The following is a 14813-nucleotide window of genomic DNA, read 5'->3' as shown; positions in this document are numbered from 1 at the left end:
GTAACTCCTCGGGCCACGGCAGCGCTGCCGCGGGTGGGGGCGAGCCCTTACAGGTGGGACCTGAAGGTAAAAGCAACGTTGCAGAGACTATGCCTTCAAGTTTCGAAGTCAATAGTTCAACAGCTGTGAGTTTTTAGATATGCCACCGCGCTCTGTGTTCATTTCTTGAACGCAGAGTCAGCTGATCTTGAGCGAAGTGCCTACCGGAGGCGCTGGGAGATGACCTTCGAGACACCGTCGCCCTGCATGGAGACGCCGTAAAGCGCGTCGGCTACCTCCATCGTGCGCTTCTGGTGCGTGATCACGATCAGCTGCGAGGTCTCCTGCAACTCCTGCATGATCCGGATCAGCCGCTGGAGGTTGGTGTCGTCCAGCGCGGCCTCGACCTCGTCCATGACGTAGAAGGGGCTCGGCCGGGCCTTGAAGATCGACACCAGCAGTGCGACGGCCGTCAGCGAGCGCTCGCCGCCCGACAGCAGGGAGAGCCGCTTGACCTTCTTGCCCGGCGGGCGCGCCTCGACGTCCACGCCCGTGGTGAGCATGTTGTCGGGGTCCGTCAGGACCAGCCGGCCCTCGCCACCGGGGAAGAGGCGGCTGAAGACCCCCTCGAACTCCCGGGCGGTGTCCCGGTAGGCCTCGGTGAAGACCTGCTCGACGCGCTCGTCGACCTCCTTCACCACCTGGAGCAGGTCGGCGCGGGTCTTCTTCAGGTCCTCCAGCTGCTCGCTGAGGAACTTGTGCCGCTCCTCCAGCGCCGCGAACTCCTCCAGCGCCAGCGGGTTGACCTTGCCCAGCTGCTGGTACGCCCGCTCGGCCGCCCTGAGCCGCTTCTCCTGCTCGGCCCGCACGAAGGGGCGCGGCTGGTTGCGCGGGTGCTCCGGGTCCTCGGGCAGCTGCTCGCCGTCGGCGGGGGGCGAGGGCGGCACGAGCTGGCGCGGCCCGTACTCCGCCACCAGACCCTCCGGCTCGACACCCAGCTCCTCCAGCGCCTTGGTCTCCAGCTGCTCGATGCGCAGCCGCTTCTCCGCACCGAGTACCTCGCCCCGGTGAACTGAATCCGTCAACTTGTCGAGTTCGGCCTTCAGTTCACGGCCCGCCGTACGGGCAGCGGCCAGCTCCTGCTCGCCCCGGGCCTTGGCGGCCTCGGCGGCGGACCGCTCCTGCTCCGCCCAGGCGAGGGACACCTCGACGTGCGCGAGCAGCTGCCGGGCCCCCGAGGCGACGGCTTCCGCGACCGCCGCCTCGTGCCGCAGCCGCGCCCGGCGCTGCTCGGCACGCGCGCGGGCCTCGCGTTCGGCACGGGCCGCGCGGTCGAGCGAGTCGGCGCGTCCGACGAGCCCCTTGACCCGCTCCTCGTGCGTACGGACCTGGAGGCGGGCCTCCATCTCGGTCTGCCGCGCGTTGGCCCCGTCGGCGGCGAGCCGGTCGCGCACCGAGGTGTCCGGCTCCTCCTCCACCGGCATCTCCTCGGCCACGGCCAGCCGCTCGGCCAGTTCCTCGGCCTCCTGTACGGCCTTCTCCAGCGCCTCCTGCGCACGGGCCGCCGCAGCGGCCGACCGCTCGGCCTCCCCGGCGGCGCCACGCGCCTGTCCGGCGAGCCGGCCGAGCTGCTGGGCCACGGCCGACTTCTCGCGGTCTGCGGCGCGGCGGCGCTCCGCGAGCACTTCCACGAGGGCGGCGGCCCGCTCGCGGTGCCCGGCCGCGGCTCGCTGCGCCTCGGCCAGCTCCCGGCAGCGGACCTCCAACTCGGCCAGCTCGGCCGCGGCCTCGTCGACGGACGCCTGCACCTCCAGCAGGCTGGGCGCGCCCGCCGAACCGCCGTGTGCGAAGTGGGCGCCGAGGAGGTCGCCCTCGGCGGTGACGGCCGTCAGCTCCGGGTGTGCGTGGACCAGGGCCTCGGCGTCGTCCAGGGTGTCGACCACGACGATGCCGGCCAGGAGGCGGCGGACGGCGGGCATCAGCTCGGCGGGTCCGCGGACGAGGTCGGCGGCGAAGGGGGCGGTGGGCCGCTGACCGGGTGCGGGACCGTCGTGGTCGCTCGCGCCGTTCCCCGCGTCCCTGGCCTGCGCCTGCTCCGGGGCTCCCGAGAGGAGGAAGGTCGCTCGGCCGCCGTCCTGTTTGCGCAGGAGGTTGATGGCCTCGGTCGCCGCCGCGGGGGTCGTCACGGCGAGGGCGTCCGCCGCCGTGCCCAGGGCCGCCGCCAGCGGGATCTCGTAACCCGGCGTGATCGTCAGCAGCTCCGCCGCGGGGCCGAGGAGTCCGGTGAGGCGGTCCCGGGCGCCGAGCAGTATGCCGGTGCCGTCCTTCCGGCGCAGGCCCAGCGCCAGCGCCTCGTGGCGGGCCTGGGTCGCGGCGCGGCTGCGCTCGGCGGCGGTCAGTGCCTCGCGGGCCGCGGCCAGGGCGGCGTCGGCCTCTGCCAGCCGCCGTCTGGCCGTCTCGTGCTGTTCGGCCAGGTCGGCGTCGCCGGCGTCCAGGCCGTCGACCTCGGCCTGGAGGGCCTCGTACTCCTCCTGGGCGCGGACGGCGCGTTCCTGCGCCTCGTCGCGGGCCGTGGCCAGCCGGTCGATCTCGGCCTGGGCGGACGCGGCGCGCGAGCGGGCCGCGTTGACCTGCCCGGACAGGCGGGCCAGCCCTTCGCGGCGGTCCGCGATGGCGCGGGCGACGTCCTTCAGCCGGCGTTCCTCGACCGCCAGCTCGCGCTCCAGTTCGGCGCGGTGGGCGACCGTGTCGTCCAGCGCGTGCTGGGCCGCTTCCAGGGCGGCCTCCAGCTCGGCCTCCTGCTCACGGACGCGGGCGGCCTCGCGCTCCAGGTCCTCCGGGTCCCGGCCGCGCCGCTCGTCCGGGGGCGCGGAGGTGGCGCTCTTGACCCGGGCGTCGGCCAGCGAGATCGTGCCGCGCACGCGTTCGGCCAGCTGGGACAGCTCGTACCAGGTCTGCTGGGCGCGCTGGAGGCGCGGGGTGAGCCGCCGTACCTCGTCCTCCAGCAGGGCCTCGCGGTGGAGGGCCTTCTTCAGCTCCTGCTCGGCGGACTCCTTGCGCTCCTTCAGCGCGGCCTCGTCGGCGATCTCGGCCTGGAGCGCTTCGCGCAGGCGGACGAGGTCGTCGGCGAGGAGCCGCAGGCGGGCGTCGCGCAGGTCGGCCTGGATGACGGCGGCCCTGCGGGCGACGGCGGCCTGCCGGCCCAGCGGCTTGAGCTGGCGCCGCAGCTCGTCCGTCAGGTCCTGCACGCGCGCGAGGTTGGCCTGCATCGCGTCCAGCTTGCGAAGCGCCTTCTCCTTGCGCTTGCGGTGCTTGAGGACTCCGGCCGCCTCCTCGATGAAGGCGCGGCGGCCCATGGGGTCGGCGTGCAGGACGGAGTCGAGCTGGCCCTGGCCGACGATGACGTGCATCTCGCGGCCGATGCCGGAGTCGGAGAGGAGTTCCTGGATGTCGAGGAGGCGGCAGGTGTCGCCGTTGATCTGGTACTCGCTGCCGCCGTTGCGGAACATGATCCGCGTGATGGTGACCTCGGCGTACTCGATGGGCAGCGCGCCGTCGGAGTTGTCGATGGTCAGGGACACCTCGGCGCGGCCCAGCGGCGGGCGGCCGGTGGTGCCGGCGAAGATGACGTCCTCCATCTTGCCGCCGCGCAGCGACTTGGCGCCCTGTTCGCCCATGACCCAGCTGAGCGCGTCCACGACATTGGACTTGCCCGAGCCGTTCGGTCCGACGACACACGTGATGCCCGGTTCGAACCGGAGTGTGGTCGCCGAGGCGAACGACTTGAACCCGCGGAGGGTCAGGGCCTTGAGGTGCACGCCGCTGGACTCTACCCGCCGCCGCCATCTCACTCCATGAACCCTCGTGACCGCGCGGTTTCACTCGTGACCATGCAGGGCACACCAGATGTTGAAGAGCCTGAAAGGATGCGGCCAACTGCCGTTGGGGGAAGGCGGGGGAAGAAAGAAGGGACGCCGAAGCGTCCCTTGCAACTCTGACGGCTGGATCTCAGCCGTCCGATCAACTGAGCGGTTGATACGGGCAGCCCGATCGTTGCGACTGCTCTCGTGGAGCGATGCAGCGATCAGGTGAGCGCAGGCTCCGCCTGGTGTGCGTCGATGCTCTCCATGATCCTGTCCTGAGAGGCGGCAGCCGTCAGCGCTTCGTTCTCCGCCTGGATCCGTCCGAGCTCGGACTCCAGGTCCTGGACTCGCTGCTGCAGCCGTCGCATCTCGGCGAGGAGTCGAGGGTCGGAGCCGCCGACGTAACCGAGAAGCGCCTTTGCCATGATGGATGGTCCTCCACAATGAGTGACCGACCGATGCGGTGTGGGTCGTGAGGGATTCGCACCCGTGGTGCTTGGCACATCCGGGTGTTGCTCTGGTGTTGCTCCATGCCAAACAGCTAAGGTGCGCGGGGCTTTCAGCGTCTCACCAAAAAGTTTGACGGTCAACACGATCACGCCCTGTATTGGCGGGCGAACCGGGGCGCGCGGCCGGTGAAGCGGCGGCGCTGCGACTCCTCCGGACCCTCAGGGCGTGGCGACCAGCAGTACGTGCGGAGCCTGCCACGCCGCGCCCGTCTTGGCAACCACCAGGGCGTTTCCGTCTTCCGCATGTGCCCCCGGCAGCTTGCCACGCTCCCGCGCGCGGGGCCGAGCCCTCCGGATCAGCGGATGGCGAAGCCGTCGTAACCGCCCCGCGGTGTGTCCCAGATCTCGGTGACACCGTCCACACGCCCGGGCGTGTCGCTGCCCTGGAGCCAGTCCAGGAGCCCCTCGCAGCCCTGCCGCGGCCCCTCCGCGACCACCTGCACCCGGCCGTCGGCCAGATTGAGAGCAAAACCACTCAGCCCGCCGATCTCCAGCGCCTTGGCGCGCGTGAACCAGCGGAATCCCACGCCCTGCACGTGTCCGCGCACCCAGGCGATCAGTCGCACATCCTCGTTCATGGGTGCAACCTAACCGGCCGGTGTCGGCCGGGACACACCGTCCCCGAGCGGCATGGGGTACCGTCCGAACTCGATGCATTTCGTATGAAACTCACTCGATCAAGTGAGTTCGGTTGGCCAGAGGAAGTCGCTCGCCGCGAGTCGCTCGGGGACTCACGAGCCGCGCAGGCGCCGGTCGACCGCAGGCACGAGGAAGAGGGCAAGGACATGGGACGCCACCGACGCTCCGACGCCGGCCGCGCCGCCACGGGCCGCGCCACGGGGGCCGACCACACGCAGCACCCGGGATCCGGGAGCGACGGCCCCGAGCACTCGTCCGCGGGGGAACGGCGGGTGCCCACGGGCATCGCGCCTCATCTGGACCCGGAGGCCTACGCCGACGCCACGGCGAAGGCCCGGGAATACCTGTTCGCGACGGACGACGGGGCGGCGCCGGGCGCGCCGGGGCAGGGCTCCGGATCCGGCGGCGGTGGCTCGGCGGGCGGCGGTTCCACCCCGTCCGGCGGGCCGTCCGGTGAGCCCCGGCGGCGGAACGGGCTCGGGCGGCCGGTGCGCGCGGGTCTGCTCGGTGCGTCCCTGGCCGTCGGCCTCGGCGCGATCGCGGTGGCCACGGGTTCCGTACCAGGCCTGGAGCAGTACCAGCTCGGCGGCGGTACGCACACCTCCGGCGGGGACCGGGTACGGACCGCTGCCGCTCCCAGCAACACGGCCGGCGAGCAGGGCGGCACGTCGGGCAGGGCCGGGGCGTCCGCGGGCCCGTCCGGCAGCGGGAACGGCGGCGGCTCCACGAGCCCATCGCCGTCACCGTCGTCGTCCGCTCCGCGCGCCTCCTCCACGCACTCCTCCCCCACGCGCTCCCCCTCCGCCTCGCGTCCGGCGTCCCCGCCTGCCGCGAAGCCGAAGGCTCCCTTGAGGACTGCGGCCCCCTCGAAGCCGAAGGCTCCCTTGAAGCCTGCGGCCCCCTCGAAGCCGAAGGCTCCTTCCAGGACTGCGGCCCCCTCGAAGACCGCCGCCCCGGCGAAGACGGCGAGCCCGCGGACGACGGGGACGCCCTCGGAGAGGGCAACCCCGTCGAAGAGGGCAACCCCCTCCAGGACGGGGAGCCCGTCGAAGACGGTGACGCCCTCCAAGACGGCAACCCCCTCCAAGACGGCAACCCCCTCCAAGACAGCAACGCCCTCCAAGACAGCGACCGGGAAGCCGACTCCGACCAGGACGGCGCCAAGGAGCACGCCCTCCTCACCGGTCAAGCCGCCCGCACCGGCCAAGCCGCCCGCGCCGTCCAAGACGCCCGCGCCGTCCAAGCCGCCCGTGCCGTCCGCATCGGCCAAGCCGTCGGCGTCGGCCAAGCCATCCGCCCCGGCCAAGCCGTCCACGCCGAAGGCCGCCCCGTCCCCTTCGGCCACCAAGACCCCGACCCGGACCTCCGCACCGGTGACGGTGTCGCGGGAGGCCGTGGCCGAGGCGCAGGTGCTGAAGCTCGTCAACGACCAGCGGGCGAAGGTCGGCTGCGGTCCGCTGGCGGCGAACTCCTCGCTGACGGAGCTGGCCGAGGTGTTCAGTGACGACATGGTGGCGCGCGGCTACTTCGACCACACCGACCCGGACGGCAGGACGCCGTGGGACCGGGCGGCGGCGGCCGGCGTCACCGGTCTCGGCGGCGAGAACATAGCCCGCGGCCAGGCCGGTGCGGCGGCCGTGGTGGCGGCCTGGATGAACAGCCCCGGCGACCGCGCCAACATCCTGAACTGCGGCTTCAAGACCCTCGGTGTCGGCGTTCACTTCGGCCCGGGCGGACCTTGGTGGACGCAGGACTTCGGATACTGAGCAGCGCCCTCGGAGCCCTGGTCGTTGTCACTCCGGGCGGCGGCGGCGCGGAGCGCTAACCATGAGTTAGTGCAACCTGGTGGAGAGCGCTGCGTCGGCGTACGCTTGCCTGTATGACCGCCACCACACAGGACCACGAGGACCTCGCGTACAACGTCTTCGCCAAGGCGTGCCCGTCACGGGGCACGCTGGAGCACGTCACCGGCCGCTGGGGCGGGCTGACGCTCGGCGCGCTGTACGAGGGGTCGTTGCGCTTCAACGAACTGCGCCGGCGTGTGGACGGGGTGAGCGAGAAGATGCTGTCCCAGACGCTGCACGCGCTGGAACGCGACGGCCTGGTGCACCGCGAGGCCCAGCCGACGAACCCGCCGCGCGTGGACTACGAGCTGACGGCCCTGGGACGGCAGGTCGCCGAGCGGCTGCTGGCGCTCATCCACTGTGTGGAGGGCGCGATGGACGACGTCCTCGCGTCCCGCGCGCGTTACGACGAGACGCGCGGCGCCCTCTGACACTTGGGGCAGAAGTAACTGGACCGGTTCATCCAGGGGCGCCGGCGCATGGGGGTGCCGCAGCGGCGGCAGGGCTCGTCCTCGCGGCCGTAGGCGTCCAGGGAGCGGTCGAAGTAGCCGGACTCGCCGTTGACGTTGACGTACAGGCTGTCGAAGCTGGTGCCGCCGACGGCGAGGGCAGCGTTCATCACGTCGCGGATGTGCCCGAGGAGTTCCGCCGTGACCGGGCGGGTGAAGTTCGCCGTGGGGCGTTCGTAGTGGATGCGGGCGCGCCACAGCGCCTCGTCCGCGTAGATGTTGCCGACGCCGCTGATCAGCGACTGGTCCAGCAGGGCCCGCTTGATGGTGGTCCGCTTGCGGCGCAGCGCCTGGTGGAAGGCCTCGTCGTCGAAGAGCGGGTCCAGCGGGTCGCGGGCGATGTGCGCGATGACGTCGGGCAGGCCGTCGGAGGTGTTGTCGTGCAACGACAGCCCGCCGAAGGTGCGCTGGTCGACGAAGCGGAGTTCGGTGCCGAGGGAGTCGGCGAACCGCACGCGGATGCGCAGGTGCTTCTCGTCGGCCGCGTCGTGCGGCTGGACCAGCAGCTGGCCGCTCATGCCCAGGTGGGCGAGGACGGACTGGTTCGTCTCCTCCAGCGGCAGCCACAGGTACTTGCCGCGCCGCCGGGGCGTGCCGATGTGGTGGCCCTTGAGCCGGTGCGCGAAGTCGTCGGGCCCGGCGGCATGCCGGCGTACGGCTCGCGGGTGCAGCACCTCGGTCTCGGCGACGGTCCGGTGGGCGACCCAGCGCTCCAGGCCCCGGCGGACGACTTCGACCTCGGGCAACTCGGGCACGGCACTCCTTCGGGCGACTGCGGAAGAGCTGAGCAGAGCTGAGGGCAGGGTATCCCGGCGCTCGGCCGGCCCACCGGGCCGGCCCCCTCTGCCGGCAGCACCCGCGGACGGCGGGCGCCCGCGAATGGCCCGGCAGCCGTGGACGGTCCGAACGCCCGGTTCCGGATCGCCCTGCAGCCGGGAAGGACGAACCCCAGAACCCCCGTGAACGGCCGAGCGCCCGGCCCGCGGGAGGCGGGGCGGGCGCTCGGGTGGTGCCGTTTTGCGTTCCGGTCAGGCGGTGGCGGACGACGCGTCGCCGTCCTTGGCGGCCCGGCTGCCCTTGACGGCCTCGTCGGCCGTCTCCTTGATGGGCTCCTTGGCCACCTTGGCCCGCTCGTCCGCGGCGGCCCGGATGGACCGCCAGGCGGACTCGGCGGCCTGCTGCTCCGCCTCCTTCTTGCTGCGGCCGGTGCCGGTGCCGTACGAGACGCCCCCGACGCGGGCGGCAGCAGTGAAGGTCTTCTCGTGGTCGGGGCCGGTCTCCGTGACCAGGTACTCGGGCACGCCGAGCCCCTCGATCGCGGTGAGCTCCTGGAGGGACGTCTTCCAGTCCAGGCCGGCACCGAGGTTGGAGGACTTCTCGATCAGCGGGTCGAACAGGCGGTGCACCAGTTCGGAGGCCGCGTCGAGGCCCTGGTCGAGATAGACCGCGCCGATCACCGCTTCAAGGGTGTCGGCGAGAATGGATGCCTTGTCCCTGCCGCCCGTGCCCTCTTCACCCCGGCCGAGCCGGATGAAGGCGCCCAGGTCGAGGCCGCGGCCGACCTCCGCCAACGCACGCGAGTTGACCACCGCGGCCCGCAGCTTGGCCAGCTGGCCTTCGGGCAGGTCGGGGTGGGTGCGGTACAGCGTGTCCGTGACGACGAGGCCCAGCACGGAGTCCCCGAGGAACTCCAGGCGCTCGTTCGTCGGCAGACCGCCGTTCTCGTACGCGTAGGAACGGTGGGTCAGCGCTCGCACCAGAAGGGCGGACTCGACCTGGTAGCCGAGCCGCCCTTCCAGAAGCGTGTGGGACGAGGCCTGGTTGTCCGCAGAGGATTTCTTCGGTGTGGACACAGTGCCTCTCACCAGCCCGCTCAGACTTCGAGGACCTGGCGCTTGTTGTAGGTGCCGCAAGACGGGCACGCGATGTGCTGCTGCTTGGGCTCGTGGCAGCGCTCGCACGCAACCAGGGTGGGGACCGCAGCCTTCCACTGCGACCGGCGGTGGCGCGTGTTGCTGCGCGACATCTTCCGCTTCGGAACAGCCACGGCTACTTCTCCTGCTTCTCGTCGACGCCCGCTTCGGCGCCGCTCATCTCGTCCTTCTCGCCGTCCGTCATCGAACCGGCGAGTCCCTGCAAAGCCGCCCAACGGATGTCGACGGCGTCATGATGGTGGTCCGGGTCGTCCGCGAGCCGTGCTCCACACTCGGAACACAGGCCCGGGCAGTCGTCCTGGCACACCGGCTGCATCGGCAGTGCGAGCACCACCGCATCGCGCAGCACGGGTTCGAGGTCGAACAGGCCGTCCTCGAGGAAGAACCTGTCCTCGTCGTCCTCGGCGTCGTCGCCCGGTTCCGCGATCACACGGCCCCGGTCGTCGGCGTCAGGGTACGAGAACAGTTCCTGGAAGTCCGCTTCGAGCTCCAGCTCGACCGGCTCAAGACACCTTACGCACTCCCCTCGGGCCGTTGCACGGGCGGTGCCTGTGACAAGCACACCTTCCATGACCGACTCGAGACGGAGGTCGAGTTCCACCGGGGCGCCTTCCGGCACTCCGATGACTCCCTGGATGCCGAGATCCCGGGGAGCGTCGATCTCGCGGGTCAGGCGCTGCAACGCGCCAGGACGCCGACCCAGCTCGTGCGTGTCGAACACGAGGGGGTTGCGGTGGTCGAGGCGGGCGTTGGGAGCCATTCCTGCTTTCAGTCTTCGAACTCGAAGGGACGCCGCCCGTCGGTGTTCCGGGCAGCGGTGATCGCGGACATACGCGCGACCGAACAGCCAGGATACTGGACCTTTCGCTCAGCGCCCAATCCGCCCCTGGCTACAGGCCCCGGCCCTGCTCGTACGCCCTGAGCTGCTCCGCACTGATCATGCTCGTGTCGAAGAGGCTGGTCTCGTCGAGGGCGTACCCCTGCTGGTCCTGGTGGGGCGCCTGCTGCCGGCCCTCGTGCGGGTGCGGGGCCTGCTGGGGGTCGTAGCCGGTCTGCTGGGCGTCGTAGCCCTGGAAGGGGGCACCTCCCGCCGGAGCGTATCCGGGGGCGGCGGAGTACGGATCGGCCTGCTGGTAGCCGTACGGGTCCTGCTGCGGGGCGTACTCCGGCTGCTGCGGGAAGCCCGCGTACGGGTCCGGCTGCTGCTCGTAGCCGTAGGCCGGCTGCGGCTCGTACGACGGCTGGGGCGGCCCGGGCTGCCGCTGTGCCGCGCGGTCGCTGTCCGCGAGGGCCGCGAGGTCGGCGAGGTAGTCGGCGTCGCTGGAGTGCTGGAAGGTCGTGGTGTCGTCGGCGAGGGCGCCGAGGTCGTCCGTGGCGATCCGCCCGTGCAGCTTCTGCCGGCCCCGGCCGACGGCCTCCAGGGTCTTGGCGAGGACCGCCTCGAAGGCGCCGAGCTTGGCGTCCACGTAGGCGTCGGCGTTGTGGCGCAGGGTCTCCGGGTCCTGGCTGCGCTCGGGGGCGTCCTCGTCCTCGTAACCGTTCTCGTCCAGGCCCGGGCCGGTGCCGAGGAGCTTCTCCCGGCCCCGTCCGACGGAGCCGAGGGTCTTGGTGAGCACGACCTCGAAGTTGGCGAGCTTGGAGTCGACGTAGTCGTCGGCCTCGGCGCGGATCTCCTCGGCCTCCTGGCGGGCCTCGGCGAGGATCCGGTCGGCCTCGGCCTGGGAACGGCGGGCGATCTCGGTGTCGGAGATCAGCGATCCGCGCTCGGCGTGCGCGTTCTCGATGATCCGCTCGGCCTCCAGCCGTGCCTGCTCGACCATCTGCTCACGGTCGCCGATCAGCTCCTGGGCCTGGGCCAGGGAGCCGGGCAGCGCCTGGCGCACCTCTTCGAGCATCGCGAGCAGCTCGGCGCGGTTGATCACGCACGACGCCGACATGGGCATGGACCGGGCACCGGAGACCGAGGAGACGATCTCGTCGAGCTTCTTCTGCACGTCCACCTGTGCTCGCCACTCTCTACAGCCGGGTTGGAGACGGACGGGACGACTGTAGCCCCATCATCCCTTGGCGAGGCGCTTGTTCAGCGCCTCCAGGACCTCGGCCGGCACCAGGTGGGAGACGTCGCCGCCCCAGGCCGCGACCTCCTTGACGAGGGAGGAGGAGAGGAAGCTGTAGGTGGGGTTGGTGGGCACGAACAGCGTCTCCACGCCGGTCAGGCCGTTGTTCATCTGCGCCATCTGCAGTTCGTAGTCGAAGTCGCTGACGGCCCGCAGGCCCTTGACGATGGCGGGGATGTCGCGCTGCTTGCAGAAGTCGACGAGGAGGCCGTGGAACGCCTCCACCCGGACGTTGGCGTACTCGGCGGTGACCTGGCGGATCAGCTCGATCCGCTCCTCGATCCCGAACAGGCCCTTCTTGGACTTGTTGATCATCACCGCGACGTAGACCTCGTCGTAGAGACGAGAGGCTCGGGCGATGATGTCGAGATGTCCGTTGGTGATCGGGTCGAACGACCCGGGACAGACGGCGCGGCGCACTTGTGATCCCTCGCTCTCCGGTCCGGTCATCGTGCGTCTTCGCACGTAGAGGCGGCGCGACCGTACCAAAACGTTCCCTCGCCGTAGCGCCGGGACCGAAGGGGCTCGAAGCCGTCCGGCCAGTGGAATGCGCCGCCTCTGGTGCTGCGCTCCACGGTGACGAGGGCTTCTTCGGCGAGCCAGCGTTCCGAGCGGAGTGTGAGCAGGATCTCCCGAAGATCGTCGTCCGTGACGGCGTACGGGGGGTCGAGGAAGACGAGGTCGTAGGGCTCTTCCGGTGCGGCTTGCCTCACGACCTGTTCCGCTTTGCCCGTTCTGACCTCGGCGCCGGGCAGGCCCAGGTTCCTCACGTTCTCCCGGACGGTCCGCGCGGCCCGGGCGTCCGCCTCGACCAGCAGGACGTGACGCGCGCCGCGGGACAGGGCCTCCAGGCCCACGGCCCCCGAGCCGGCGTAGAGGTCCAGGACCCGTTCGCCGTCCAGGGGGCCGCCGAGGAGGGACTGCCAGGTGGAGAAGAGGCCCTCGCGTGCGCGGTCGGAGGTCGGCCGGGTTCCGGTGCCGGGCGGTACGGAGAGGCGCCGTCCGCCTGCCCGGCCGGCGATCACGCGAGTCATCTTCGGTCCTTGTTCGGGGTGTGATTACGGATTCAGTCTGGCAGGCGGCGGGGACGCCGCACCTCAGCCCTTCTCCAGGTACTGCTCCCTCTCCTCGTCCAGGAGGGCGTCCAGCGCGGTGCGCAGGCCGGGCAGGTGCTGTAGCTCCGGGTCGGCCGCGACCACCGCCGCCGCCTCCTGCCTCGCCTCGGCGATGACCTCCTCGTCCTCGATGACCGCCAGGACCCGCAGGCTGGAGCGGGCGCCGGACTGGGCCTGGCCGAGGACGTCGCCCTCGCGGCGCTGTTCGAGGTCGATGCGGGAGAGTTCGAAGCCGTCGAGGGTGGAGGCGACGGCGCCCAGGCGCTGGCGGGCCGGGCTGGCCTCGGGCATCTCGGTGACGAGGAGGCACAGGCCGGGGGCGGAGCCACGGCCGACCCGGCCGCGCAGCTGGTGGAGCTGGGAGACGCCGAAGCGGTCGGCGTCCATGATGACCATGGCCGTGGCGTTGGGGACGTTGACGCCGACCTCGATGACGGTGGTGGCGACCAGGACGTCCGTCTCCCCCGCGGCGAAGCGGCGCATCACGGCGTCCTTGTCGTCGGGGTGCATCCGGCCGTGCAGCACCTCCACCTTCAGGCCCGTCAGGGGGCCGCGGGCGAGCTGGTCGGCGACGTCGAGCACGGCCAGCGGGGGGCGTTTGTCCGCCTCGTCCTGCGGGGGCTTCTTCTTGCCGGACTTCCCGGGGTCGTCCTCCTCGTCCCCGATCCGCGGGCAGACCACGTACGCCTGGTGGCCGCTCGCGACCTCCTCGCGGACCCGTTCCCAGGCACGGGCCAGGAAGTGGGGCTTGTCGGCTGCCGGGACGACATGGCTGGCGATCGGGGAGCGGCCGGCCGGGAGCTGGTCGAGGACCGAGGTCTCCAGGTCGCCGAAGACCGTCATGGCGACCGTGCGCGGGATGGGGGTGGCGGTCATGACGAGGAGGTGCGGGGACCGCCTCTCCCCCTGGGAGTGCGCCTTGCCGCGCAGCGCGTCGCGCTGTTCCACGCCGAAGCGGTGCTGTTCGTCCACCACGACCAGGCCGAGGTCGTGGAACTGGACCTTGTCCTCGATCAGGGCGTGGGTGCCGATGACGATCCCGGCCTCGCCGGTGGCCAGGTCCAGCAGGGCCTGGCGGCGGGCGGCCGTGCCCATGGAGCCGGTGAGCAGGACGACCTTGGTGGCGTGCTCGGCGCCGCCCAGCATGCCTCCCTCGGCGAGTTCGCCCATCATCTCGGTGACCGAGCGGTGGTGCTGCTGGGCGAGGACCTCGGTGGGCGCGAGCATGGCCGCCTGCCCCCCGGCGTCGACCACGGCGAGCATGGCGCGCAGGGCGACCAGCGTCTTCCCGGATCCGACCTCGCCCTGGAGCAGGCGGTGCATCGGGTGGGCGGTGGCGAGGTCGGCGAAGATCTCCTGGGTGACCTTGCGCTGGCCCTCGGTGAGGGTGAAGGGGAGGCGGTCGTCGAAGGCCGCGAGGATGCCGTTGGGGCCGGGGACGCGGGGGACGGCGGGGAGCTGGGTCTCGGCGTGCCGGCGGCGGGCCAGGGCGACCTGGAGGACGAAGGCCTCGTCCCACTTCAGGCGGGCGCGGGCGTCGGCGACGTCGGCCTTGGTGTGCGGGCGGTGGATCTTGAGCAGGGCCTCGGGGAGCGGGAGCAGGCCGCGGCCCTCGCGCAGGGTGCCGGGCAGCGGGTCGAGGGCTTCCTGCGCGCTCGGCAAGACCGTCTGCACGGCTTTGCCGATCTTCCAGGACTCCAGTTTGGCGGTGGCCGGGTAGAGGGGGATCAGGGCGCCCGCCCAGGTCTCGACAGCCTCCTCGCTGTCGCCTCGCAGCAGTTCGTAGGCGGGGTGGGCCAGTTGGAGGCGGCGGTTGAAGAGGGAGACCTTGCCGGCGAACATCGCGCGGGTGCCCGGCAGCAGCTCCTTGTGGGGCTTGTGCACGCCGTTGCCGAAGAAGACGAGCTGGAGCCGGCCGCTGCCGTCGGTGATGGTGACCTCGAGGCGCTGGCCCTTGCCGCGGGGGGCCTTGGCCGAGGCGAAGGTGTGCAGGCGGGCGTCGGCGACCTGGGCGACCACCGTGACGTGCTCGTCCATGGGGAGGTCGGCGAGGTGCGTGAGCTGGCCGCGCTCCTCGTATCTGCGCGGATAGTGGTGGAGCAGGTCGCCGACGGTGTGCAGGCCGAGGTGCTCGGCCATCACCTTCGCGGTGGCGGGGCCGAGCACCTTCTTGAGCGGTTCTTGCAGTGCGGGCACGGGATCCATTGCACACCACGCCACTGACAATGCCGTACACCCTGCCTCGCGGATGGGCGGCCGGATGCCGTAAACATCAGGGAAACTCCTGGTCAGGCGGGCTGATCC

At 71.5% G+C, this 14813-nt stretch carries 14 protein-coding genes; 2 read left to right on the top strand and 12 right to left on the bottom strand.

Annotated elements, in window-relative coordinates; translation table 11 throughout:
- Positions 1-200 precede the first annotated feature (200 nt).
- The 4 genes from smc to AB0947_RS16905 form a co-directional block, all read right to left on the bottom strand.
- A complete protein-coding gene (smc, locus tag AB0947_RS16920; protein ID WP_366751096.1) occupies positions 201-3797 on the bottom strand; it encodes a chromosome segregation protein SMC in 3597 nt (1198 codons plus the stop codon).
- Positions 3798-4063: 266 nt separating this feature from the next.
- Positions 4064-4267, bottom strand: coding sequence for a hypothetical protein (locus tag AB0947_RS16915; protein WP_030346494.1), 204 nt, complete (start codon positions 4265-4267; stop codon positions 4064-4066).
- A gap of 380 nt (positions 4268-4647) precedes the next feature.
- Positions 4648-4929, bottom strand: coding sequence for an acylphosphatase (locus AB0947_RS16910; RefSeq protein WP_366751095.1), 282 nt, complete (start codon positions 4927-4929; stop codon positions 4648-4650).
- Positions 4930-5300: 371 nt separating this feature from the next.
- Positions 5301-6278: a hypothetical protein gene (locus AB0947_RS16905; protein ID WP_366751094.1), complete on the bottom strand. Its 978-nt coding sequence runs from the start codon at positions 6276-6278 to the stop codon at positions 5301-5303.
- Between the two features lie 85 nt (positions 6279-6363).
- On the opposite strand from AB0947_RS16905, the gene AB0947_RS16900 reads away from it, so the two are divergent.
- A complete protein-coding gene (locus AB0947_RS16900; RefSeq protein WP_366751093.1) occupies positions 6364-6756 on the top strand; it encodes a CAP domain-containing protein in 393 nt (130 codons plus the stop codon).
- Between the two features lie 113 nt (positions 6757-6869).
- The gene (locus tag AB0947_RS16895; protein ID WP_366751092.1) at positions 6870-7265 is read left to right on the top strand and encodes a helix-turn-helix domain-containing protein; all 396 of its coding nucleotides are present in this window, start codon (positions 6870-6872) and stop codon (positions 7263-7265) included.
- On the opposite strand, the gene mutM is transcribed toward AB0947_RS16895, so the two are convergent.
- The 8 genes from mutM to recG all read right to left on the bottom strand — a co-directional run bounded on the left by mutM (position 7238) and on the right by recG (position 14714).
- Positions 7238-8098: a bifunctional DNA-formamidopyrimidine glycosylase/DNA-(apurinic or apyrimidinic site) lyase gene (gene mutM / locus AB0947_RS16890; RefSeq protein ID WP_366751091.1), complete on the bottom strand. Its 861-nt coding sequence runs from the start codon at positions 8096-8098 to the stop codon at positions 7238-7240. The genes AB0947_RS16895 and mutM overlap by 28 nt on opposite strands.
- A 273-nt stretch (positions 8099-8371) precedes the next feature.
- A complete protein-coding gene (gene rnc, locus AB0947_RS16885; protein WP_366751090.1) occupies positions 8372-9196 on the bottom strand; it encodes a ribonuclease III in 825 nt (274 codons plus the stop codon).
- Between the two features lie 20 nt (positions 9197-9216).
- Positions 9217-9390 (bottom strand): 50S ribosomal protein L32, encoded by a 174-nt coding sequence (gene rpmF, locus AB0947_RS16880; protein ID WP_003951102.1) that lies wholly within the window; start codon positions 9388-9390, stop codon positions 9217-9219.
- A gap of 2 nt (positions 9391-9392) precedes the next feature.
- Positions 9393-10037 (bottom strand): DUF177 domain-containing protein, encoded by a 645-nt coding sequence (locus AB0947_RS16875; protein ID WP_366751089.1) that lies wholly within the window; start codon positions 10035-10037, stop codon positions 9393-9395.
- Between the two features lie 130 nt (positions 10038-10167).
- A complete protein-coding gene (locus AB0947_RS16870) occupies positions 10168-11277 on the bottom strand; it encodes a cell division initiation protein (protein ID WP_366751088.1) in 1110 nt (369 codons plus the stop codon).
- A 57-nt stretch (positions 11278-11334) separates the two neighbouring features.
- A complete protein-coding gene (gene coaD / locus AB0947_RS16865) occupies positions 11335-11814 on the bottom strand; it encodes a pantetheine-phosphate adenylyltransferase (RefSeq protein WP_366751087.1) in 480 nt (159 codons plus the stop codon).
- Positions 11815-11840: 26 nt separating this feature from the next.
- Positions 11841-12428: a 16S rRNA (guanine(966)-N(2))-methyltransferase RsmD gene (gene rsmD / locus AB0947_RS16860; RefSeq protein WP_366751086.1), complete on the bottom strand. Its 588-nt coding sequence runs from the start codon at positions 12426-12428 to the stop codon at positions 11841-11843.
- 63 nt (positions 12429-12491) lie between these two features.
- On the bottom strand, positions 12492-14714 hold the full coding sequence (recG, locus tag AB0947_RS16855) for an ATP-dependent DNA helicase RecG (RefSeq protein WP_366751085.1): 2223 nt from the start codon (positions 14712-14714) through the stop codon (positions 12492-12494).
- Between the last annotated feature and the right edge of the window lie 99 nt (positions 14715-14813).

The organism is Streptomyces sp. NPDC047841 (assembly GCF_040704085.1).
GTDB classification, from domain to species: Bacteria; Actinomycetota; Actinomycetes; order Streptomycetales; family Streptomycetaceae; genus Streptomyces; species Streptomyces argyrophylli.
This window is presented reverse-complemented; position numbering and strand designations above follow the sequence as displayed.